At 65.2% G+C, this 23,348-nt stretch carries 16 protein-coding genes and 1 tRNA gene; 4 read left to right on the top strand and 13 right to left on the bottom strand.

Going from position 1 to position 23,348, the window contains the following annotated elements; translation table 11 throughout:
- Window positions 1-86: 86 nt before the first annotated feature.
- The 3 genes from BM172_RS22380 to selA form a co-directional block, all read right to left on the bottom strand.
- Window positions 87-183: transfer RNA gene (locus tag BM172_RS22380), tRNA-Sec, on the bottom strand.
- Window positions 136-2,124 (bottom strand): selenocysteine-specific translation elongation factor, encoded by a 1,989-nt coding sequence (selB, locus tag BM172_RS00600; protein ID WP_026634178.1) that lies wholly within the window; start codon window positions 2,122-2,124, stop codon window positions 136-138. Before selB ends, BM172_RS22380 begins: the two co-directional genes overlap by 48 nt.
- Window positions 2,121-3,542 carry an L-seryl-tRNA(Sec) selenium transferase gene (selA, locus tag BM172_RS00595; RefSeq protein WP_026634177.1) on the bottom strand — a complete coding sequence of 474 codons (1,422 nt, stop codon included), beginning with the start codon at window positions 3,540-3,542 and terminating at the stop codon, window positions 2,121-2,123. The genes selB and selA overlap by 4 nt, the downstream gene beginning before the upstream one ends.
- 293 nt (window positions 3,543-3,835) lie before the next feature.
- On the opposite strand from selA, the gene BM172_RS00590 reads away from it, so the two are divergent.
- Window positions 3,836-4,888: a permease gene (locus BM172_RS00590; protein ID WP_035322781.1), complete on the top strand. Its 1,053-nt coding sequence runs from the start codon at window positions 3,836-3,838 to the stop codon at window positions 4,886-4,888.
- A 94-nt stretch (window positions 4,889-4,982) separates the two neighbouring features.
- On the opposite strand, the gene fdhE is transcribed toward BM172_RS00590, so the two are convergent.
- The 5 genes from fdhE to BM172_RS00560 all read right to left on the bottom strand — a co-directional run bounded on the left by fdhE (window position 4,983) and on the right by BM172_RS00560 (window position 11,737).
- Window positions 4,983-5,909 carry a formate dehydrogenase accessory protein FdhE gene (gene fdhE / locus BM172_RS00585; protein WP_026634175.1) on the bottom strand — a complete coding sequence of 309 codons (927 nt, stop codon included), beginning with the start codon at window positions 5,907-5,909 and terminating at the stop codon, window positions 4,983-4,985.
- On the bottom strand, window positions 5,906-6,565 hold the full coding sequence (locus BM172_RS00580; RefSeq protein WP_026634174.1) for a formate dehydrogenase subunit gamma: 660 nt from the start codon (window positions 6,563-6,565) through the stop codon (window positions 5,906-5,908). Before BM172_RS00580 ends, fdhE begins: the two co-directional genes overlap by 4 nt.
- Window positions 6,562-7,476: a formate dehydrogenase subunit beta gene (gene fdxH, locus BM172_RS00575; RefSeq protein ID WP_026634173.1), complete on the bottom strand. Its 915-nt coding sequence runs from the start codon at window positions 7,474-7,476 to the stop codon at window positions 6,562-6,564. Before fdxH ends, BM172_RS00580 begins: the two co-directional genes overlap by 4 nt.
- A gap of 12 nt (window positions 7,477-7,488) precedes the next feature.
- Complete coding sequence (gene fdnG, locus BM172_RS00570) at window positions 7,489-10,563, bottom strand: formate dehydrogenase-N subunit alpha (protein WP_143096405.1); 3,075 nt, start codon at window positions 10,561-10,563, stop codon at window positions 7,489-7,491.
- 196 nt (window positions 10,564-10,759) lie between these two features.
- Window positions 10,760-11,737: a glycerophosphodiester phosphodiesterase family protein gene (locus BM172_RS00560; RefSeq protein WP_051548425.1), complete on the bottom strand. Its 978-nt coding sequence runs from the start codon at window positions 11,735-11,737 to the stop codon at window positions 10,760-10,762.
- Between the two features lie 211 nt (window positions 11,738-11,948).
- On the opposite strand from BM172_RS00560, the gene BM172_RS00555 reads away from it, so the two are divergent.
- The gene (locus BM172_RS00555) at window positions 11,949-12,284 is read left to right on the top strand and encodes a hypothetical protein (protein WP_026634170.1); all 336 of its coding nucleotides are present in this window, start codon (window positions 11,949-11,951) and stop codon (window positions 12,282-12,284) included.
- Window positions 12,285-12,378: 94 nt separating this feature from the next.
- On the opposite strand, the gene BM172_RS00550 is transcribed toward BM172_RS00555, so the two are convergent.
- On the bottom strand, window positions 12,379-12,918 hold the full coding sequence (locus tag BM172_RS00550; protein WP_026634169.1) for a hypothetical protein: 540 nt from the start codon (window positions 12,916-12,918) through the stop codon (window positions 12,379-12,381).
- Window positions 12,919-13,120: 202 nt separating this feature from the next.
- On the opposite strand from BM172_RS00550, the gene BM172_RS00545 reads away from it, so the two are divergent.
- Window positions 13,121-15,142, top strand: a complete 2,022-nt coding sequence (locus BM172_RS00545; RefSeq protein ID WP_090423516.1) for a beta-L-arabinofuranosidase domain-containing protein — start codon at window positions 13,121-13,123, stop codon at window positions 15,140-15,142.
- Window positions 15,143-15,221: 79 nt separating this feature from the next.
- Here the strand turns inward: BM172_RS00545 and BM172_RS00540 are convergent, their stop codons facing one another.
- Window positions 15,222-17,129, bottom strand: a complete 1,908-nt coding sequence (locus BM172_RS00540) for a glycoside hydrolase family 76 protein (protein WP_026634167.1) — start codon at window positions 17,127-17,129, stop codon at window positions 15,222-15,224.
- A gap of 569 nt (window positions 17,130-17,698) precedes the next feature.
- Between BM172_RS00540 and BM172_RS00535 the strand changes: the two genes are divergently transcribed.
- Window positions 17,699-18,496: a hypothetical protein gene (locus BM172_RS00535; protein WP_143096404.1), complete on the top strand. Its 798-nt coding sequence runs from the start codon at window positions 17,699-17,701 to the stop codon at window positions 18,494-18,496.
- 470 nt (window positions 18,497-18,966) lie between these two features.
- On the opposite strand, the gene BM172_RS00530 is transcribed toward BM172_RS00535, so the two are convergent.
- From BM172_RS00530 to BM172_RS00520, 3 genes are read right to left on the bottom strand one after another with little or no spacing between them, the layout of a single operon-like run.
- Window positions 18,967-20,733 (bottom strand): oleate hydratase, encoded by a 1,767-nt coding sequence (locus tag BM172_RS00530; RefSeq protein WP_026634165.1) that lies wholly within the window; start codon window positions 20,731-20,733, stop codon window positions 18,967-18,969.
- 60 nt (window positions 20,734-20,793) lie between these two features.
- Window positions 20,794-21,825, bottom strand: a complete 1,032-nt coding sequence (adhP, locus tag BM172_RS00525; protein ID WP_026634164.1) for an alcohol dehydrogenase AdhP — start codon at window positions 21,823-21,825, stop codon at window positions 20,794-20,796.
- Between the two features lie 34 nt (window positions 21,826-21,859).
- Window positions 21,860-23,278, bottom strand: coding sequence for an NAD-dependent succinate-semialdehyde dehydrogenase (locus BM172_RS00520; RefSeq protein WP_231504148.1), 1,419 nt, complete (start codon window positions 23,276-23,278; stop codon window positions 21,860-21,862).
- Window positions 23,279-23,348: the final 70 nt, after the last annotated feature.

The raw sequence follows: 23,348 nt of genomic DNA, 5'->3' as shown, positions 1-23,348 counted from the left end.
CAACAGGCGGTGCGCCCGAAGATGGCCGTGTTGGGGTTCGCTGCGCTCACCCCAACCTACACAGCCTTGCCGCTTCGCCGTGCGGATGGCGGAAGAGAGTGGGAGTCGAACCCACCCGAGACAGTCTGATCTGCCTCACCCGGATTTGAAGTCCGGACGCCCCACCGGAGACGATTCTCTTCCATGCGTCGCGCCCGCCGCCGGCGCGAACAAATCCAGATAGCGCGGCTGTACCCGGCGCAGCGTGCCGCGATTGAGCGTGACACCTTGCCGGTCGAAGAATTCTAGGATCTGGATCGCCACTTTACGACCGTTGTCCACCCGGTCGCGGAACTGCGCGGCGGTGAAACAGCCGTCCGGCGCTCCGGCGGCGAGATCGGCGGCGATCAGAGTCATCTCATGCATGGTCGCGCGCAGGAAGAAATGATCGTGCGCCACTTCGTCGACCCGGCCCAGACGCGCGGCGAACTTCAGCAGCTGCCGGATCTCCGCTTCCTGCCGCGCCAGCATCCAGGCCAGGTCGCGCACCCGCGGCGGGCGGAAGCGGGCCTCGCCGCCCAGCAGCGGCGCCAGCGCCTGCCATAGCGCCTCGCGTTCCGGACCGAGCCGCATGGTGTGGCCGGGCAGGCGCACGAAGGCACCATCGCGCACGATGCGCGCGGCCAGGTCCGGGTGCTGCAGGGCCAGCGCGAAGGCGGGGGCGGGCAGGCGCGGCTGCAGGGCCAGGCGCAGGCGCTCGCGGCCGATCCCCTGCAGGTCCGGGTTGGCGGCGTGGAAGGTCTCCAGGTGCTCGACCAGCCTGGCGACGAAGCGCTGCCAATGGACCTGGCCGACCGCAATGCGCTCCTCGCCGGTGGCGAACAACACCGGCGCAAGCGACTTGACGATGCTGTCGATCCTGGACTGCGACAGGGCGCGATCCCGTGCGAACGCCGTCAGGTCCCAGGCGAACGGCGGTGTATCGAGCAGTGCGGCAAACGCTTCCAGCGGATCGGCCAGCAATCGCGCGGCGCGTTGCGCCTGGCGCTCGGCGGTGCGCCGCTGGCGCGGCGGCGCACGCAGGTCGAGGAACTGGCCGCCGCCGATGGTGCGCTGCGCGGAGACGTCGCGCAGCACGAAGCGATCGAGCGCGGCGGCGGCGATCGGGCGGTTCAATACCAGCTGCACGTCGGCCGCGTGGCCGGGTGCCAGTTGTTCGCCTTCGATCAACACGACGCGCGCGCCCACTTCGCTGGCGCCATGGTGCAGGCGCGCGGGAAACCACTGGCCGATCGGCTTCGGCTCGCCCGGCAGCAGTAGCAGCCGCGCGTCGATGCGATCGACCGGCGCATGCAGGAAAGGATCGACCACCATGTCGCCGCGCCGGATGGCGTCCTTGGCGACACCGTCGCCGGCGAGATTCAGCGCGCAGCGGTCGCCGGCGCGGCCCAGTTCCACCGCGCGATTCTGCGCATGCAGCGAACGCACGCGCGCGCTCAGGCCGGAAGGGCTGAGCATCATCTGGTCCTTCACGCGCACCGCGCCGGACAGCACCGTGCCGGTCACGGTCAGGCCGATCCCGGGCAGGGTGAAGACGCGATCGACGGCCAGGCGGAAACGGCCGTCGGCGGCGCGCTCGCCCAGGGTGTGCGCTTCAGCGGCGAGGCGCTCGCGCAGGGCGTCGATGCCCAGGCCGGTGGTCGAGGAAATGGGGAAGACATCCGCCGCTTCGAGCACGCTGCCGGCGGTGGCCGCGCGGATCTGCGCGCCGACTTCGGCGAGCCGTCCCGGCGGGGCCAGGTCGACCTTGGTCAAGGCGATGAGGCCACGCCGGATCTGCAGCAGATCGAGGATGGCCAGGTGCTCCAGCGTCTGCGGCATCACGCCGTCGTCGGCCGCGACCACCAGCAGCGCGATGTCGATGCCGCTGGCGCCCGCCACCATGGTGTGCACGAAACGCTCATGCCCAGGCACGTCGACGAAACCCAGCGTGGTGCCGTCGGCCAGCGGCAGGTAGGCAAAGCCCAGGTCGATGGTGATGCCGCGCGCCTTCTCTTCTTTCAGGCGGTCGCCGTCGACGCCGGTGAGGGCCTTGATCAGCGAAGTCTTGCCATGATCGATATGGCCTGCGGTACCGACGATCATGGAGCGCTGCGCGTGGCGTCGAGATCGAGCCGGGTCAGGCTCGCCAGGAAGGCGTCTTCGTCGGCGTCGGCCAGGCAGCGCAGGTCCAGCTGCAGGGCGCCGTCGGCGATGCGGCCGATGATCGGCTGCGGCAGCGCGCGCATGGCGGTGGCCAGTCGGTCGAGCATGAGCTGGCTGCCGTGCGGGCGGATCAGCAGGGCGGCGCTGGCCAGCGTGTCCAGGGGCAGGGCGCCGGAACCCACCTGGCTGGCGCAGGCGCCGACGGTCACCACGAAGGTGTCGGCAAGTTTTTGCGCAACCGCCGGGCGCAGGCGCTGCGCCTGCGCCTCGATGTCCACTTGAGGGCGTGCGAGGAAACGCAAGGTGGGCAGCCGTTCGGCCAGGCGATCCGGATCGCGATACAGGTTCAAGGTCGCTTCGATCGCGGCCAGGCGCAGCTTGTCCACGCGCAGCGCGCGCTTGAGCGGGTTGCGGTTGATCCGCTCGATCAGCGCACGCTCGCCGACGATAAAGCCGGCCTGCGGTCCGCCCAGCAGTTTGTCGCCCGAAAAGGTGACCAGCCGGGCGCCTTCGGCCACCGCCTCGCGCACGGTCGGTTCCCTGGCGAGGCCGTAGCGCGACAGATCGACCAGCATGCCGGAGCCCAGGTCGTTGAGCAGCGGCACGCCGGCAGCGTTGGCGATCGCCGCCAGCTCGCGCGCGCCGACTTCCGCAGTGAAGCCCTGGATGCGGTAGTTGGAGGTATGCACCTTCAGCACCAGGCCGGTGCGTTCGCCGATGGCCTCGCGATAGTCGGCCGGATGGGTGCGGTTGGTGGTGCCTACCTCCACCATGCGCACCCCGGCCCGCTCCATGATCTGCGGCAGGCGGAAGGCGCCGCCGATCTCGATCAGCTCGCCGCGCGAGACCACCGCATCGCGCCCCAACGCCAGGCTGTTGAGGCACAGCAGCACGGCCGCGGCATTGTTGTTGACCACGGTGGCGTCCTCGGCGCCGGTCAGTTCGCACAGCAGGCCGCGCAGGTGATCGTCGCGCTCGCCGCGTTCGCCGCCGTCCAGGTCGTATTCCAGCGCCACCGCATGGCGCATCGCGGCGGCCGCCGCCTCGATGGCGGCTTCGGCGAGCAGGGCGCGGCCGAGGTTGGTATGCAGCACCGTGCCGGTGAGATTGAACAGCGGGCGCAGGCCGGGCAGGCGGGCGTCCAGGCGCACCGCGGCGCGTTGCGCGAGTTCGGCCGCATCGGGTGCGCTCGCCGCGGTGCCGCGCATGGCGTCGCGGGCCTCGTCGATCGCCGCGCGGATCGCGTCGGTGGCGGCGACGCGACCGTGCCGTTCCACCAAGGCGGCGGCCACGCCGGTCGCCAGCACGGTGGCGACGGCGGGGAGCTTGCGCAGGGAGCTGGCCTCAGGTCCGGTCACGTAGCTCGTCCGATGGCATTGCCGGGTATCCAGGCGCCGATGGCAGCACGTGCTTGCGAAGCTGGCGTCACAACCGGGGCGTGGAGCGGGACCTATGCTGCGTTGCGGGTCGGGCCGGGGTCAAGGCGGCGTGCCGTAGTGACTTCGAGCGCCGGCCGTAGCATCCTGCCTGGCGCGCGACGAGCCCTGGCCGCTCGCGCATCCTGCCCCTCCGCCGCGCGTCTGTCCTGCGGCATGCGTGGGAGCTTCGTGCCCTGTAGGGCCGTCACGTGCCGAAACTTCGCGGAGTGGCGATGGCCATCGCTTTGCCGGCAGGGCGCATGTTGCGCCTGGGCGTGTTCGTGTCGCTGGCGATTGCCGGCCTGTTCTATGTGAAGTGGCATCCGTACTACGACCGCGCCTTCGTCGCCGCGTCCGGGCATTCCATCGGCCATTCGATCCTGATGGGCGATGCGGCCGCCGCGCCGGCGCCGTCGTGGCAGGCGGCGTTCGCCTATGCGCTGGCCTACGGCAAGGCGATCTGGCAGGCGATGGTGCTGGGCCTGCTGCTGGGTTCGGGCATCCAGGCCTTGCTGCCGGCCGACTGGGTGCGCCGCATGTTGGGTGGCCGCGGCTTCGGTAGCGTGCTGGCCGGCGGGCTGCTGGCCTTGCCGGGAATGATGTGCACCTGTTGCGCGGCGCCGGTGGTGGCGGGCATGCGCGGACAGCGGGCGGCGCCCGGCGCGGCGATCGCGTTCTGGCTCGGCAATACCGTATTGAATCCCGCGACGCTGGTGTTCACCGGCTTCGTGCTGGGTTGGCATTGGACCTTGCTGCGTTTGTGTCTTGGTGTGCCGATGGTGTTCGGGCTCGGCTATCTGGCCAGCCGCATGACGGGGTCGGGTTCGGTGGCGACGGTCGATATGCCTGACACGGAGCCCGAGCCGTACTCGCTGGCGGAGGCCGTCAGGCGCTGGGCGAAAATCTTCGCGCGGATGGCGGTGCGATTGCTGCCGGAGTATCTGGTGATCGTCCTGTTGCTTGGGGCGTTCCGCGCCTGGATGTTCCCGGCGATCGGGCCGGCGATCGGCGACCAGTGGTTCTGGATCGTGGCCATGGCGCTGGCCGGCATGCTGTTCGTGATCCCGACGGCCGGCGAAGTGCCCATCGTGCAGGCGATGCTGGCGCTGGGCATGGGTAGTGGGCCGGCGGCCGCCCTGCTGCTGACCTTGCCGCCGGTGAGCCTGCCGTCGCTGGCGATGCTGGCGCGCTCGTTTCCGTGGCGGGTGCTGTTGGCGGTTGCGCTGGCGGTGGTGGGCTTCGGCGTATTGGGCGGCGCCGTCGCGGCGTGGTTGCACCTGGCTTAACTGGCGTAGGTTGGGGTGAGCCGCAGGCGAACCCCAACAAGCCGTACACGTGACCGCCACGTTGGGGTTCGCCTGCGGCTCACCCCAACCTACGTCATAGCAAGAGCAGGGGGTTCTGGGCGTGGCGCGCGAAGCCTGCCTCGGCGACCAGGATGTCCAGGCCGAACGACGCCAGGTCGTCGGCATGGGGATCGGCCTGCATGTCGTGGATCTGGTAGAGCAGCTTGGCGTAGGTATGGCATTCGCCGCAGGTCTCGGCTTTCACCAGTCCCGCATCGCCATCGATGGCCTGCAGCGCCAGGTGCCGCGTGCCGCCGCAGGTGATGCAGACGGCGCGCACGTGATTCCATGCCGTCGAGCACAGCGAGCAATGCAGATAGCGCATGCCGGGCGTGGTGCCGCCGGCGGTCACCACGCCGGCGACCGGGGGCGAGCCGCAGCAAGGACACAGTCCGCGTTCTTCCAGCAAGCGCAGGTCTTCCGCCTGGAGGCGCGCGGCCGCGCAAGTGAAATAGACCTGCAGCGCCGCGGCGACGTAGATCGCCGCGCCCGCATCGTCGGCAGCCAGGCCGCCGCGCAGGAACCGGTCGGCGAGGCGGTCCTGGGCGGCCGCATCGCTGCGTTGCAGTTGTTCGATGACTTGCAACGCCGCGTCCGGCAGAGCGTCGCGGTCGATCCGTTCGAGCAACCGTGCAAGCCCTTCGCGCCAGGACGCATCGCGGCGATGGCCATCCGCGGCCAATGGCGGAATACGTGCGTCGATCGCCTGCGCGATCGCGGCCGGATCGAGTGCGGCGCCTGGCGCAAGCGTCGTCGCCGCTTCGTGCTGCGCTCGCGCCAGGCGGCCGAGAAAACGCAGCCAGGCCGCCATCGGATGGCCTTCGGCGAGCTGTTCGAGCCGCTGCGCGGTAGCGGCGAAACGCCTTGCCGGATCGGGCAGCACGATCGGCTCCGGCGCCTTGACGCCGGCATGCGCAGGCCCGGTCCACTTGCCGCTGGGCGGCGCTTCGGCTTGTCTCACGTGCGTTTCCTGGTGTCGGTCTTGCCGTGCTGGTGGGAGGCCAGCTCCAACAGCCATTTGCGGTGATGGCGCCAGGCCCAGCCCGGCGTCACATAGCCCTGGGTCATCGCGCGCACCGAATGGCGCACCCAGATGGCGGCATAGACGTGGATGATCCAGATGATGATCGCCGCCAGCGCGGCCACGCTATGGATCAAGGCCGCCGCGCGCTGCGTCGGGATCGAGGTGGCCGCGCCGAAGTACACCTCCCAGATCGCCAGGCCGCTGAAGAACAGCACCGGCACCAGCAGGGTCATCGACCAGAACACCAGTTTCTGGCCGGCGTTGTTGCGGCCCACCGGCGGCGAGCGTTCCTCGTCGTTGGCGACGACGGCATCGATCGATTTCATCCACGCCGAGTCGTCCCGGTTCCACAGGTTCTCGCGCCAGAACTGCACGATCAGGCCCAGGTAACTGAGCAGCAGCACCACGCCGATCCACGGATGCGCCGCGCGCGCCCATTGCCCGCCGCCGAACAGGCCGGATAGGAAGAACAGCATCGGATGGAACATCGACAGACCCGACAGCACCAGCAGCACGAAGCAGATCGCGGTGATCCAGTGGTTGACCCGGTTGGCCAGGGTGTAGCGGACGATGGCGTTCTTCGGGCGGGTCATGACACTTTCTCCTCGCCTTCGCGCAGCACGCGCTCGCCTTCGGCCTCGTCTTCCTCGGTCACTTCGTTCGGGCCGGCGCTGATCCAGTGGAAGAAGCCGGCCAGCGCGGCGAGGGCGATGCCGGCGAGGCCCAGCGGCTTGATGAAGCCTTTCCACAGATCCACCGTGGCGCTGATGCGCGGCTTGTCCGGCAGGCCCGAATACAGCGAAGGCCGGTCCGCGTGGTGCAGCACGTACATCACATGCGTGCCGCCGACTTCCTGCGGGTCGTACAGGCCGGCGTTGTCGAAGCCGCGGGATTTCAGTTCGACGATGCGCTCCTTCGCCTGGTGCTGCATGTCCGCCTTGGAGCCGAACATGATCGCCCCGGTGGGGCAGGCCTTGACACAGGCCGGCTCCAGGCCGACCGCGACGCGATCCGAGCACAGCGTGCACTTGTACGACTTGTGGTCCTGCTTGCTGATGCGCGGGATATTGAACGGGCAGCCCTTCACGCAATAGCCGCAGCCGATGCATTTGTCGCTGATGAAATCGACGATGCCGTTGGCGTACTGCACGATCGCGCCGGGTGCGGGGCAGGCCTTCAGGCAACCCGGGTCCTCGCAGTGCATGCAGCCGTCCTTGCGGATCAGCCATTCGAGGTTGCCCTGTTCGTTCTCGTGCTCGGCGAACTTCATCAGCGTCCACACGCTGGGCCCGAGGTCCGCGGGGTTCTCGTACGAGCCTTCGAAATGGCCGATCTCCGGCCGCAGGTCGTTCCATTCCATGCAGGCGGACTGGCAGGCCTTGCAGCCGATGCAGCGGCTGACGTCGATCAGCTTGGCCACCTGGTCCTCATGGCTGCGCGCCATCGGCGGCGTCATGGTGGTGGCGGAGCGGCGGACGTAGTCTTGCGATTGCAGATCTGACATGACGTTGAGTCCTCAGGCTGCCGGTGCCGCGGTTCGTTCGACATTGACCAGGAACGCCTTGAACTCCGGCGTCTGCGTATTGGCGTCGCCCACCGATGGGGTCAGCGTGTTGGCGCCGTAGCCTTTTCTGGCCTGGCCGGTAAAGCCCCAGTGGATCGGCACGCCGATCACATGGGTGGGCTTGCCGTCCACCGTCATCGGCTTGATGCGCTTGGTCACGTAGGCCTTGCAGATCACCTCGCCGCGCTTGGAGCTCACCTTCACCCAGCCGCCTTGCTCGATGCCTTTCTCCTTGGCCAGCGCCTCGCCGATCTCGATGAATTCCTCCGGCTGCAGTACGGCGTTGATCAGCGCATGCTTGGTCCAGTAATGGAAGTGCTCGGTCAGGCGATAGGTGGTGGCCACGTAGGGGAAGTTCTTCGGGCTGCCGAACGAGGCGCGGTCATTGGGAAAGACGCGGGCGACCGGATTGGAGCTGACTTTTGGGTGCAGCACGTTCTCCACCGGCGATTCCAGCGGCTCGTAGTGCTCGGGGAAGGGGCCGTCGCCCATCATGTCGCGGGCGAACAGGCGGCCCATGCCTTCGGCGTTCATGATGAAGGGGCCGACGCCGTCGGACGGCTTTACGGTAGGGCCGTAGTCGGGCACGTCGACGCCCACCCACTTGCTGCCGTTCCACGAGATCACCGGCTTGGCCGGATTCCACGGCTTGCCGTCGGGGTCCGCGCTGGCGCGGTTATAGAGAATGCGGCGGTTGGCCGGCCAGGCCCAGGCCCAGTTCGGTGCGATGCCCTGTTCGCGCGGGTCGGTGGCGTCGCGCCGCGCCATCTGGTTGCCCTTCTCGGTGAAGCAGCCGGTGAAGATCCAGCAGCCGGACGAGGTGCTGCCGTCGTCGCGCAGCTGGGCGAAGGCGTCGAGCAGGGTGCCGGCCTTGGTCGCCACCGTATTGGTGGCCGGATCGACCAGGTCGGTGAGGGCGCGGCCGTTCATTTCCTTGGCCAGTTCTTCCGGATCCGGCTCGTGCGGGTCGGTGTATTTCCAGGTCAGCCCGAGCACCGGGTCGGGGAAGGCGCCGCCTTCCTTGCGGTACAACTCGCGCAGGCGCTGGAACAGGCCGGTCATGATCCAGATGTCGGACTTCGCATCGCCCGGGGCGTCGGCGGCTTTCCAATGCCATTGCAGCCAGCGCGCGGAATTGACCAGCGAGCCGTTTTCCTCGGCGAAGCAGGTGGTCGGCAGCTGGAAGACTTCGGTCTGGATCTCGGCGGACTTGGCCGGATTCTGTGGGCCGAAGTCCTGCCAGAAACGCGAGGTTTCCGTATCCAGCGGGTCCATCGTGACCAGGAACTTCAGCTTGCTCAGGCTCCGGCGGATCTTGCCGCGGTCGGGGAAGGCCTGCAGCGGATTGAAGCCCTGGCAGATGTAGCCGCCCATCTGCCCCTGATCCATCATCTCGAAGGCCTTGATCACGTCGTACAGCGGCACGTCGAGCTTGGGCAGCCAGTCGTAGGCCCAGTCGTTGTCCTTGCTGGCGGCATCGCCCCACAGGGCCTTCTGCAGGCTCACGAAGAACTTGCGGTAGTTCTGCCAGTAGCTGGTCTGGCCCGGGCGCAGCGGCTTGAACTGCTTCGTTCTCATGTACTCGTCGAGGCTGGTCTCCTTGTCCACCGGCAGGTTCATATAGCCCGGCAGCAGGTTGGAGAGCAGGCCGACGTCGGTCAGGCCCTGGATGTTGGAATGCCCGCGCAGCGCATTCATGCCGCCGCCGGCCACGCCGATATTGCCCAGCAGCAGCTGCACCATCGCCATGTTGCGGATGTTCTGCGAGCCGACCGAGTGCTGGGTCCAGCCCAGCGCGAACAGCGAGGTCATTGCCTTGTCCGGCGCGGCGGTGCTGGCGAACAGCTCGCATACGTGCAGGAACTTGTCCTGCGGCGTGCCGCAGATGCGCGAGACCATCTCCGGCGTGTAGCGCGACACGTGCTGCTTCAGCAGATTGATGACGCAGCGAGGGTTCTGCCAGGTGTCGTCGGATTGGGCGTAGCCGTCCTTGTCCAGTTCGTAGTCCCAGCTGGACTTGTCGTAGCTGTGCTTTTCCTCGTTGTAGCCGCTGAACAGGCCGTCCTGGAAGTCGAAGCCCTCCTTCACGATCAGGCTGGCGTTGGTATAGGCGCGCACGTACTCGTGCTGGATCGCATCCTTTTCCAGCAGGTAGTGGATGACGCCGTTGAGGAAGGCGATGTCGGTGCCGGGGCGGATCGGCGCGTAGTAATCGGCCACCGCGGCCGTGCGCGTGAAGCGCGGATCGACCACGACGAGCTTGGCGCCGTTCTCGATCTTCGCCTCGATCACCCATTTGAAACCGCACGGGTGGGCCTCGGCGGCATTGCCGCCCATCACCACCACTACATTGGCGTTCTTGATGTCCTGCCAGGTGTTGGTCATCGCACCGCGACCGAATGATGGGGCCAGACTGGCCACCGTCGGTCCGTGTCAGACGCGCGCCTGGTTGTCGAACACCACCATGCCGAGTGAGCGGACCACCTTCCAGGTCAGGTAGGCGGTTTCGCTGGACGAGGCCGACGCGGCGAGCATGCCGGTGGTCGTCCACCGGTTGACCGTGGTGCCGGCCGGGTTCTTGGCGATGAAGTGCTTGTCGCGGTCTTCCTTCATCAGCCGAGCGATGCGGTCGAGCGCGAAGTCCCAGGAGACTTCCTTGAACTCGGTGCCGCCGGCGGGCCGGTAGCGCGGCGCCTTCAGGCGGGTCGGGGCATGCACCACGTCGAGCAGGGCGGCACCCTTGGGGCACAGCGTGCCGCGGTTGACCGGATGGTCCGGGTCGCCCTCGATATGGATGATGTTCGAACGCGCGTTCTTGGCGCGGTCGCCCATGCTGTAGATCAGGATGCCGCAGGCCACCGAGCAATAGGTGCAGGTGTTGCGCGTCTCGGTGGCGTGGGTGAGCTTGAAGGGGCGCACCGCGGCGGCCTGCGCCTCGCCCGAGGCGGCAAAGCCGAGTACGCCCAATCCGGATGCGGCCAGGCCCAGGCCGGTGATCTTGATGAACTCGCGACGAGTAAGTGCCATCGCTGTGATGCTCCCGTCAGTTGGCTGGACATGCCGTCCGGCGAAGGGCGGCGATGCGGCTCGAGAGGCTTTCTGGAGCGAGCGGGAATGCATTCCGCTGCTCCGGCGAAAATTAGCACAGTTGCCCGGGAGGTGGGTCCGGTCCAAAAGCAAGATGACAAGTCGCAAAAGTTACGGCGGCGTAACAATGGTGCGTTTACGGGCTGCGCCGCACCCAGCGGTCCAGCCAGCGCTGCAGCGCGCTGGTGCCATCGAGCCGGTAGGCCGTCGCCGCCTTGGGCGAGTCGACCATCACCGCATCGGCGCCCAGGCGGGCCGCGGCCTGGTAGTCGCTTTCGCTGTTGATGCCGAACAGCGTGATCCGGGTGCCTTCGGTCGCATTGAAACAATCCATGGCGCGCGCATCCCACAGCAGCGCGAGAACCTTCGAGGTGCCGCCGCCCAGCGTCAGCGGCTCGGTGACTTCCATGTCGCGGCGCAGCTCGAAACCGACGTGGGCGCCGGGAGGTGGCGCGCTCGCGCAGCGCCGCTCCAATGCGAGGGTCACCAGCCGCTGCCGGGTTTCCTCCCGCGCCTCGAAACGGCGGGCCAGGGGGTAGGCGTCGAAGGCGCGCAGGTTGTCGGCGAGCGTCGAATAGATCCAGCTGCGCGACCAGAAATCATGTCGCTGCAGCACGGCGGCCACGGCCGGGGCGGCGCGTGCGGAATCCGGCGTCTTGATGTCGATGAAGAGTTCGACATCGTCCGGCAGGGCCTCGATCACATCCTCGAGCGCCGGGATCGGCACCGGAGCCTTTCGATACGGATAGGTGACTTCGCCGGAGGCATTCGTTTCCTTGAATTGCCAGCCGGCGTTGAGCCTTGCCAGGGTTCGATACGGCGTGGTGGCGATGTCGCCGGCGCCGTCGGTCAAGGCGGAGAGGTCGCGCGGTCGATACAGCACCGGAATATCGTCCTGCGTGACCTGCACGCTGACCCAGAGCTTCTTGACGCCGTAGGAAAGCGCCATGCGGCAGGCGGTCAGCGTGTTCTCGGGAGCGTCCGCCGTACCGCAGCGGTGGGCGATCAGCGCCGGCGGGGCGCTCGCCGGATGGAGCCTCGATGCCGAGAACCAGGCGAGGCCGAGCGCGGCGACCAGGAACAGCAGGATGCCGATGACGAGTTTGATGCTCATATGAATTCCGCAGTCTCCTCTGCCACGAAGTTAATCGTTCGGTCCGGCGAAGTGGATTTGGAGTGGTCTGAATCGAGTGGCGTTACGGCGCGTTTTGCCGCCGCAGGGCCGATGCTAGGCCTCGATTGCTCGCGTTGAAGAGGAAGAGCGCGAGAAGAGGGCGGCTGGATACGCCGGCCGCTGGATCGGCAACTCGGGAGAGCATGCATTCATGGATATCAAATTCGCATCACCGTCGGACGGAGAATCCGTCGAACCGCTTTTTCTCAGTAGCGAGCGGGTGGACTGGCTCGAGGAGATCTGGTCTCGGGTCGAGCTTGCGCCCAGGGTGCGCAGTGCGCTGATCGAGATCGATCGCCAGCTTCGCGGCATCCATGCGATTGCCGATGTCATGCGCGCGGATCGCCAGCGTCGGGGGCTGCGCGAGGATTTCGAGGGGTTTGCCTACGAGCCGCTGCGTCCCGCGCTGCTGGACGGCCTGGAATGCGCGTTGCAGGCCATGCTGGATCAGGTGGACCGGCAAATGGATGCGTTGAGGACGCCTTAGCGGTCTTGAGCCCGCCGCATGAGGCTTGACGCGCACATGCGGCGGGTGGGTCAGGGCTGCGGAGGGTCAGCGGCAATGGTGCTTGCTGCATACTTCACGCCGCCGCTGCATCCACGCGATTCCGCTTGAAGGTCAGCCAAAGCGCCGACAACAGGAAGTAAGAGCCGCCGAATGCGGCATAAGGCGCGAGCTGGGCAATGGTGGGCGCCTCCCCGAACGACTTCATGATGAAGAACACGCCCGCAAGAGCGGACTGCGCGCCACTGATGATCATGAACAGCTGGCCGCCCAGCTTGCGCCGCCGGATGCCCACCGCCAGCTGGAAGAGGCCTGCAAGAAATGCCCAGGCACCGAACACCAGCACGCCTCCTGCATTGCCATGCAAAGCGAAGGCGACGGCCATGCAGGCCGCGGTCACGGCGCTGGCAAGCGCGTTGTACTTCTGCCCGGGATTGATCTGGAGTCCTCCGCTTCGCCGCGCGTCGATCACATTGGCGAACGCGTCCCAGGTGGGATAGAGCACGAGCAGCAAGCCCACTACGGGGACGGGCGCCGAAGCGAGCAGGATGGCGAGGGCTACCCAGATGAAAGCGGCGCCGGCGCGGAGGAGGTAGAAGTTGCGAAGTGTGTTCATGGGTTGTCCGTCGTGAGAGGTGAACCTGCTGGCAAGTAGATTCGTTCGTCACGATGGAGCGGTTACATGGGCCATCCGGGCTCGGGGCCTGCCGGTCGACGCCGTTTCCGGTAGCAAATGCGGCCGATTTTCCAGGGACTATTTGAATTTGTCGGACAATTGGGCAACACTCGAAAGATCGCCACAGTCCGAGAGTCGATGCATGCCTGCGCTGTCTTCGATGAGCCGCCGGTCTTTTCTGCAGGGCGTGATCTTGGCGGGGGCGATGAGTGCGATGACCTTTCGCCCGCTTCGCGCCGCGACGACTGAAGCAGTGGCGGGGCGTGCGCAGCAGGCGCCGCCGTTTCCCCGGGCGCCGCTGGCGCAGCAACCCTTTGCGCTGCTTCCGACCGGTTCCATCAAGGCAACCGGCTGGTTGTTGCGGCAGCTGCAGATCCAGGCCGATGGCCTTGGCGGGCATCTCGACGAGTTCTGGCCGATCGTGGGGCCGGACAGCGGATGGTCGGGCGGCACGGGCGAGTCCTGGGAAGACGGCCCGTACTTTCTCGATGGCCTGGTGCCCCTGGCATGGCAACTGGATTCGCCGAAGCTCAAGGCCAAGGCGATGCGTTTCATCGACTGGACGCTGGACCATCCCTGGGAAAACGGCATGTTCGGCCCGCGCGGCAATGACGACTGGTGGCCGCGCATGGTCATGCTCAAGGTGCTGACGCAGTACCACGAACTCACCGGCGACAGCCGCGTCATGCCATTGATGACGCGGTATTTTCATCATCAGCTGCAGGCATTGCCCGGCCGGCCGTTACGCGACTGGGGGCGTATGCGCTGGCAGGACGAGCTCATTTCCGTGCTGTGGCTATATCAGCGCACGGATGACCAGGCCTTGCTCGAACTTGCGCATCTGCTCAAGCAGCAGGGTTACGACTGGCAGGGCATGTTTGCCCGCTTTCCATTCACGCAGAAAACCGATGCCGAGGCCCTGCGCAAGCAGGCGGGCGCCTCCGATGCATTCATGCAGGATCTCGGCCTGCAGGTGCACGGCGTCAACATCGCGCAGGCATTGAAAGCGTCGCCGGCGTGGTCGGTCGCCTCCGGCAGTGCGTCCGATCGCGAGGCCATCCATCATCAGCTGAAGATGCTCGATACGTATCACGGACTGCCCAACGGCATGTTTTCCGCGGACGAGCATCTTGCCGGACGCAGTCCTTCGCAAGGCACCGAGCTGTGCACCGTGGTGGAGACCATGTTCTCGCTGGAAGTGGCGTTGGCAATCACCGGCGATGCCGCGCTGGGCGATCGCCTGGAGCGCATCGCCTTCAATGCTCTGCCCGCCGCGCTGACCGACGACATGTGGGCGCACCAGTACAACCAGCAGGCCAACCAGGTCGAATGCAGCCTTCATCGCGAGCCGTGGACCACCGACGGACCGGAGTCGAATCTGTTTGGCCTCGAGCCCAATTTCCGCTGTTGCACCGCGAATTTTCATCAGGGCTGGCCCAAGTTCGCCAACAGCTTGTGGATGGCGACGGCCGATCATGGCCTGGCGGCAATGAGCTACGCGCCGTGTACGGTGACGACCGCCGTGCGGGCCGTGCGGGTGGTGGTCGAGCAGGTCAGCGATTATCCCTTCCGGCAGGCCGTCAGCATCACCTTGAAGCCGGAACGTGCGGTGGCGTTCCCGTTGCGGTTGCGCATGCCGGCGTGGTCGCAAGGCACGCGTATCTCGGTCAATGGAAAGTCGGTCAGGACTACCGCCGGGTTCACTACGATCGAGCGGATCTGGGCGCCGGGCGATACCGTTGAAATCGTCTTCGATGCTGCCGTCAAGGTCGAGCGAGGACACAACGGCGCACTGAGTTTCAGCCGCGGTGCGCTGGTCTATGCCTTGCCGATCAAGGAAAACTGGGTGATCTTGCGCAAGCGCGGCCCGACTAACGATTGGCAGGTGTATCCGGCTTCGCGCTGGAATATCGGCATCAAGCCGGATGCGGCGATCACCGCGAGTGAGCATCCCGTTGGGGAAAAGCCATTTGCCGGTGCTACTCCGGCAGTTCAACTTGCCATGCAAGGACGCTACGTGCCGGCCTGGAAGGCTTCGGAAGGCAGCGCCGATGTCGTGCCGGCCAAGCCCGAGCCGTCCGCTGACGAAGACGTCCAATCCATCGCGCTGGTGCCTTATGCGGGCGCCAAGTTGCGCATCACGGCGTTTCCTGCGCTGGGCTGATCGCCGGGGCGCGGGCAGGGCGAAGCAATCCCGGATATCTGCGCCCCCCACAGGGCAGGGGGCGCAGATGCCGGCAGGACTATTCGACGATCGTTGCCGCGACGTGATACACGCGCCCGCCCCAGCCATCGTCGGGGAAGGCGTCGGACACTTTCAGGTAGAGCGGCCGCGAGCCATTGGCGGGAGCGCCGAGATACGGTATCAGGTCGATGCTGCGGTCGGCCTTGTTCGAGCCGTCGGTGATGCGCCGATCCTCCTGCAGCACGGTCGTCCAGTGCTGGTTGTCGGCGCTCACCTGCACCACGAACTCGGCGTCGATGGTCAGGGTGACCTGCGCCGAGGTGGTGTCGGCGGGGAAGGGGAAGCGGTAGGTGAAGTGCGCATTGCCGTCGGCGAAGCGGTTCTGCACGCCGTTGCTCTGCGAGCCGTCGGCATCGAACAGCCAGGGGTTTTCGTCGACGGTGCCCGTGTCGAAATCGATCTTGTGCGCCACCAGCACGTCAGCCTGCGTGGTGAAATGCAGTCCGGCCGCCATCAGGTTCGCGGTGATCATGTGATGCCCATCGGTCGCCGAGCTCGGCACGGTGACTTGCAATGGAACGGTGCCGCTCACCGGAGTTGCGTTGCCATGCGGTTGCAGGCGCGACTGCGCGGCCCGCGGAGAAACATTCCAACCGGCAGGCACGTCGATCGAGATGAGTGTCTGCAGCGGCAGGAATCCGGTTGCCGTGGCGCCCAGGTCCATGGCGATGGCCGTGGCGCCCGAAGCGGCCGGCATGATCACTGGTTGCGCCGGCGACATGGTCGCGGCGAGCGATGTCATCGGCGTCGGGATCGGTACGTTGCCGATCAATGCGCTGAGCGCGCTGGCCTGGGTGCGCCAGTCGAACACATTGGGATGCTCGTCGCTGGTGGCGCCGGACCAGCGCGTGCCAAGGCTGCCGGCGGCATCGCGATCGTCGTTCCAGATGCTTTGCGCCTGCTGCTCGAGAAAGGCGGCGTAGCGGTTATCTCCAGTGGTGTCGACGAGGTCGGTCCAGTAGCGCATGAAGATGCCCTTGAACTGCTTGCCGTTGTCGTCGCAGGTCTGGGTGGCGGCATCGCAGGACTCGGTCAGGACGCCATCGGTCGCCAACCCATTCGGGCCGATCGCGGCATCGGCCAGGCGCCGCACGCTGGCCAGGATGGCCGGGTCCCTGGTGGCGCGCCACAGTTCCAGGCCGGCGCCGATCGCCAGGCCCTGGTTGTACGTCCACACGTTCTGGCCGTTGTTGGTGCAGGCGTCGGTGAGCCCATCGTTGACCAGTCCGCCGGCGTTGATCATGCCGCTGTGCTGAAACCATGCCCAGGCAGTGCGGGATCGGGCCAGCCATTGCTGGTCGCCAGGGATGTGGTTGTGCAATTCGGCGGTGAGCCGGATCCACAGCCCGTTGGTGACGGCATTCTTGTAAGTGCGCTCGGCGTTCCACCAGACGCCACCGCCACAGGTGCTGGTATCCCAATAGCCGTCGACGTAGTTGGCGATGGTGATGGCCATGTCCAGGTATTTGGGATTCCTGGTCAGGTCATAGGCCTGCAGCCAGGTCAGGCCCCACCATGCCGAATCGTCGATGGCGCGGCTGGTGAAATTGCCCAGCAATGGATCGCCCGAGAGGACTCCGGGTGGAAATACGCCCTTGTCCTTTTCGAAGGTGTTGTCCAGTTGAGCGAGATAGCGGCGATCGCCGGTGCGTTGCATGTAGTCGCCGATGGTCTGCAAGGCGACCGCCGAGTTCCACCAGCTGGATGGGAACCAGGCTTTGCCGGGCTCATAGGAATTCATCAATACGTCTGCCGCCACGCGGGCGCGGGCGACGGCTGTGGAGCCGTCGACTCGAGGGTTGGTCGGGTAGACGGGTTCGATGGCCTTGGTGGCGGTGGCCGTTACCGCCAGGGCGGCCGCGACCAGCAGTGTCCGGACGCGTATGCGTAAGGCTTCGAGCTTCATGATCGGAAGCGCTCCTTTCGGATGCCCACGAAGTGATGGAGAACAACGCCATCCGCCAATCCATCGCCGGACCGTGGGCGGTGATCCGGCGGGTTTGTCGCTTGCTCCCCGGTGTTGCCGGATGAGGCTGGATCGATCTAAATTCGGAATCCAAAAAAAGGGCGTGTCTTGCCCGGTGTTTGCGTGCTTAGCAGTCCGTGCCTTTAAGTGGTCCTGGCGAGCAGGTGCCAATTCGACAGTTGCGGGGCGCTTCAAGCGCCGATGCCGCTGAATCATGGAGGCTCCGCGAGCCGAGTTTCGCACCGGGCTTCTCATTTTTGAGGCATGAGGGTTCGCGGTGGCATGCTGGGTGTTCATGCGGATGCGTCCGCCGCTTCCACGGAGCAGTGGCGGAATGACAAGGAGCGCGTTTGTCAGCCGGGGCTATAGCGGTATAGCGGGGAAGGGCGCCGCATCGGCCCACTCATCGTGCGTGACAATGCCGCCCGAGGAGGCTAGGTAGAATCCGGGTGTTGTTGTAACGAACGATCACGTCACACGAAAAGAGTAATCACGAGATGCGCAGATGCGTGCTTGGCCTGATGATCATGGGTTCATTGATCTTCAGCGCTCACAGTGGGGCGGCCGAGGCGCCGAAACTGTTCGACAAGCCATTGCGCGAACAGCACATCACGCCACCTCTCATTCCCGCTGATTCCAGCCAGGAGGAGCAATCCGGGGTCTCTTGCTGGTATTACCCCGGTCTCATGGTCAAGGAGGTGAGCCTCGATGGGACGAAGGGGGCGGCCCAGCTTTCCATGGTCCACATTTCCAAAGGCGGCGTGGATCCAGCCTGTCGCCGAGAGAATGTCGACGGTGAGTACATTGTTGACGCAAAGAGTTGGAGTGGTCATTTCCGCGGCGTGCGTCAGGGCTATGTGTTCTTCAGCGGGGATGACGGCGTCAATGGCGGCGAGGGTTTTACCGTGTACGACGACTCGAATACAAAGGTGTTCACTGACGTCGCCGATACGCTTTCGTCCATTGATCCCATGCTGCCGCCGCGCGACCCCGACCTGCGCCCCTGGTATTACAGTCCACTAGTGTTGAATTATCGAAAGGTCTATAGCGCACCTTGCTCGATGCGCAGCGAACCTACCCGTTGCTGGGCGCTGATCAAGCGCGCCACTGGACTGACCCAGTCGACCGTGCCGGATTGCGATGCTGCCTATAAGGCCGGAGAGATGACAACGCCTCCGGAGGGGCTGGACAGCCTGCGAAGGGATCCCAGCGTCATCGTCTATGCGGTAGAAGCTGTGATCGATGGCCAGGGTGTTGCTCGGCTGGCGCCTAAGTCTCCCGTTCTGAAGTGTTATCCGGCCCCTTAGTCCCGCGCCGCGATATGAAGAACAAGTACAGGCCGAGGCCAGGGTAGTGGGCGATAAAGAACGCTGACCCAGACCACGTGCCGATCTTGGCCAAACGCTTTCCATTATTTTACATAATATACATTATGCGCAATTCTAGGTGTCCGGCGCGTGGCCGGCATGCTCCGTGCTTTCTGTCGCAGTCCTCTTAATTCGGTCGTCTGTCCCGTTAATCGTGTCATGCCCGCTTAAGGGCAAGTTCGACCCCGTATTTACGGCCATCCAAGTATTGGGCGCGGCGCGTACTCAAATCGCACCGCGCCAGAAATGGGTCGCGTATGTCACTGCAAAAGACGGCCGCCTGTATATCGACGCGGCATGCTAGGGAGGCGCGATCGCCGCGACCTACCCTCGATAACTTGACCTAATCGCTAGATGCATACCAATGGCATACCCAGAGCCCAAGGCACTTTGTGCTGGAGCGGCGACCGTTAATCCGACAGAAGATGGAATTGGCGCAGCAGCACGCCGATCTGCGTACTGTCGATCTTCCTCTCGAGCGCGCTGCGCAGGAGCGGTGGGCTCGGCAAATGAAAAGCTTTGCCATCACGCAGCCGGCCAGCTGCCGCCAGCAGTGTTCGAATGTCGTAAGTCGAATTGAATACTTCCGGCACGCCGCGTTCGATATCGAGAAGCGTGTAGACAGCCTCCATCGGCGTGCGTACCGAGTACTCGGTGGTAAATATGCAATCGCGCTGCTTCGATTCTGCGAACTGACCTATAAAGGCGAAATTGATCGCCCCCTCAGGGACGACGTCGGGTCGATCGCCTGCCTGGCGGGGCATGAAGAAGGCTGTGACGTACGGCATCATCACCGGTACGGTTTTTGCGCCGGTTGCAGCCAGTTCGTCGATCTCGCTGGCTGGCACGCCGAGGTGGTACAGCCATTCCCGCGTAATTTCCTCGCCGGTGCAGTCCTGCATTGGTTTCTTTATGTAGTCGCCGGGCTTCTCTACGAATAGAGCGTAGAACCAGACGACGATTTGATCCTTCGTCTGTTGCTTGAAGTGCGGCTGGCGATTGACCGTCCAGCTCAGCAGCCAGGAGGAATCTCGGGCGGTTACGATGCCGCCGGTGACCACCTTGCCGCTGAACGGATCGCGCTGCGCGATCTTTCGGATATACCCCGGAATGCGCTTATCCAAGGTGGTAATCGTGGCCGATGCCCATTTGGTTTCGGGGATATGGGCGCCGAACACATCAGGACGGCCGAACGCAGGGGCCTGGGCGGCAATACGGCGCCACAGATCCCATGCCGGCGCCGGCCCCTGGTTGAGTGCGGCGGGGGTGTGATGGTCGCCGCTGCTGGAATTCTCAGTCAGCGAGCCGATGGTCATGAACACCAGGTCGTCCGGCCCCAGCTCGACACCTCCTGCCGCCCCATGCTGCGTCCAGCGAATATGCGTGGCCTGTTTGCGTCCAGACGCCGCGGCAAATGCCACATCCGTGACCACCGTGTTGTACTGGAACACCACACCCTGCCCTCGCAGCCAGCTTACCAGCGGCAGCACCAACGACTCATATTGGTTGTGCCTGGTGAACTTCAGGGTGGAGAAATCCGCCAACCCGCCGATATGGTGGATGAAGCGGTGAAGATACAGTTTCATTTCCAGTGCCGAGTGCCACTCTTCAAACGCAAACATGGTGCGCCAATAGAGCCAGAAGTTGCTGGCGAGAAAGTCTTCGCCGAGCACTTCGTTGATGCGTCGGTTTTCCATCTCCTCGCGGGTAGCCAGGAACAACTTGACGAGGTCTTTCTGGGCCGCATCGCTCAGCGTAAAAAGACCATCCGTGGGCGCGCCCTGCCCCTGGTTGATCGTCGTGCGCCGCAGGGAATGATTCGGATCGTCCTTGTTGAGCCAATAGAATTCGTCCAGCACGCTGGCACCGTCGATTTCCAGCGAGGGAATCGAGCGAAAGAGATCCCACAGGCATTCGAAGTGATCCTCCATCTCGCGTCCGCCACGGATCACGAAGCCTTTCTCCGGCTCCTTGATGCCATCCAGCGCACCGCCGGGAACCTGAAGCTCTTCCAGGATAGTGATCTGCTTTGCGGGCATGTGCCCGTCGCGAATCAAAAAAGCGGCTCCCGCCAGCGAGGCCAGGCCCGAACCCACGAACCACGCCGTCTTATGCTCCACCCCGGCGGGTTTGCGCGGGCGCGCGAAGGCTTCGTAGTTGCCGCTGCTATAGAACATGGCGTGATCTCTCTGTTTTTAAGTGAACGGGCCGAATCCAAGGCGGCAACCTGCAGTGACTCACTGGCTAGCCATGTCCAGCACAACGCGTCCTTCGATCTGGCCTTGATGCATGCGACGAAACACCTCGTTGATGTTCTCCAGCCGATCGGTGGTCACGGTAGCCTTGACCTTGCCTGCCTTGGCGAAGTCCAGCGACTCCTGCAGGTCCAGTCGCGTTCCGACAATGGAGCCGCGCACGGTCACGCCGTTGAGCACCATGTCGAAGATGGACAGGTCGAAGCTGCCCGGAGGCAAGCCATTGAGCGATACCGTGCCGCCGCGGCGCACCATATTCATGGCCTGTCCGAAGGCCTTGGGCGATACCGCCGTGACGAGCGCGCCGTGCGCGCCGCCGATTTCCTTCTTCACCACGGCGACCGGATCGGCATGCCGCGCGTTGATGATGAGCTGCGCGCCGAGCCGACGGGCGAGGTCGAGCTTTGCATCGTCGATATCCACCGCCGCCACGTTCAACCCCATGGCCGCGGCGTACTGCACGGCCATGTGACCGAGGCCGCCGATGCCCGAGATCACCACCCAGTTGCCCGGGCGCGTATCGGTGACCTTCAGGCCCTTGTACACCGTGACGCCCGCACACAGCACCGGCGCGATCTCGACGAAACCGATGCCATCGGGCAAGTGCCCTACGTAATCCGCCGCCGCCAATGCGTACTCGGCAAAGCCGCCATTGACCGAGTAGCCCGTGTTCTGCTGCGACTCGCACAGGGTTTCCCAGCCGCCCAGGCAATGCTCGCAATGGCCGCAGGCTGAATACAGCCAGGGAATGCCTACGCGGTCGCCTTCCTTCAGATGTGTCACGCCCGGGCCGATCGCCACCACGTAGCCCACGCCTTCGTGGCCGGGAATAAACGGCGGCTTGGGCTTTACCGGCCAGTCGCCGTCCACGGCGTGCAGGTCGGTGTGGCACACGCCACAGGCCTCGATCTTTACCAGCACTTCGCCCAGGCCCGGCGTGGGCACCGGCACTTCGTCGATGCTCAATGGCTGCCCAAATGCGCGTACCACCGCGGCTTTCATGGTCTTGCTCATGACTAGGTTCCTCGTATCTGTAGTGAACCGGCGATCAAAACGCACCGTCGATGTCAGTCACGGCAATCAGCTTGTGGTTCACAAACTCCTTGATGCCCAGGCCCGTTAGCTCGCGGCCATAGCCGGAGCGGCGCACGCCGCCGAACGGCAGGTCCGCCGCCACGCCGGTGGGATGATTGATGTAGACCATGCCGGTGGAGATCTTCTTTGCCACCTCGATGCCGTGCTTGATATCCGTGGTGAATACCGAGCCGCCGAGCCCGAACGGCGAATCGTTGGCGATGCGGATGGCGTCGGCTTCGTCCCTGGCGCGGATCACCTGCGAAACCGGGCCAAAGAACTCCCAGTAGCGCGCAGGGTTGTCATCGCTGACATGACTCAGCAGCACGGGGCGAAAGAACGCGCCCCTGGACGGCACTTCCGCGCCGATGACCTCGACCTTGGCGCCATGCGCAACGGCTTGCTCCAGCTGCTTCTTGAGATCGTCCACCGCGCCCCGGGATGACATCGGCGCGAGCGTGGTGGACGGCTCCATGGGGTCGCCGGCCCGGAGCCTGGCCACGCCCGCCTTGTACTTTTCCAGGAAGGCGTCGTAGATCTCATCTACCACGATGATGCGTTTGGAGGAACAGCACACTTGGCCGGCATTCCAGTGGCGACCGGTAACGGCCCACTGCACGGCTTTGTCCAGGTCGGCATCCGCCAGCACCACGAAGGCGTCGGCGCCGCCGAGCTCCATCGTGGATTTCTTCAATGCCTGGCCGGCTTGTGCCGCCACCACCGCGCCGGCACCTTCCGAGCCGGTCAGCGCCACGCCCTGCACGCGCGGATCTTCGATGATGGCCTTCAGTTGATCGCGCGTGGCATAGAGATTGGTGAAGCCGCCCTGCGGCAAGCCGGCCTCGCGAAACAGTCGTTCAAACGCAGCTGCGCACTGCGGCACATTGGAGGCGTGCTTGAGGATCAGCACATTGCCGGCCGCCAGTTGCGGCGCGGCGATGCGGACGATCTGGTAGTACGGGAAGTTCCATGGCTCGACCGCCAGCAGGATGCCCTGCGGCACATGCTCGACCCACGACTGCGTGTAGGACGGATGCCTGCTCGACAGCTTCTCGGGTGCCAGCAGCTGCTCGGCGTGGTCGGCGTAGTACTCCAGAATCTGCGCGCACAGTTCGACCTCACCCTCGGCCTCCCCGATCACCTTGCCCATTTCGAGCGTGAGGACCTTCGCGTACTGCGTGTGACTCTCGCGCAGCAGGTCGGCAGCCTTCTGCAGCACCTTTACGCGCGCTGCGACGCCGACATCTTTCCATGCCTCGAACATCGCCTGGGCCTGGTCGAGAGCCTGCGTCACTTCCGCATCGGTGGCGCTTGGGAAGGTTTTGACGGTTTCGCCGGTGTAGGGGTTGATCGTTGCATAAGACATGCCTGGCCTCTTCAGCGCGCTGCCCACGCCATCGGTAACCCGGTCGGCGGGACATGGTTGGGTGGAGTGAGCGCAGTGCCGCGGTTACCCTCGCCCC

Origin of the sequence: Dyella marensis, from assembly GCF_900112865.1 — a bacterium.
Classification (GTDB): domain Bacteria; phylum Pseudomonadota; class Gammaproteobacteria; order Xanthomonadales; family Rhodanobacteraceae; genus Dyella_D; species Dyella_D marensis_A.
The sequence above is the reverse complement of the archived record's forward strand: the minus strand, read 5'-3'. Positions and strand labels throughout refer to the sequence as shown.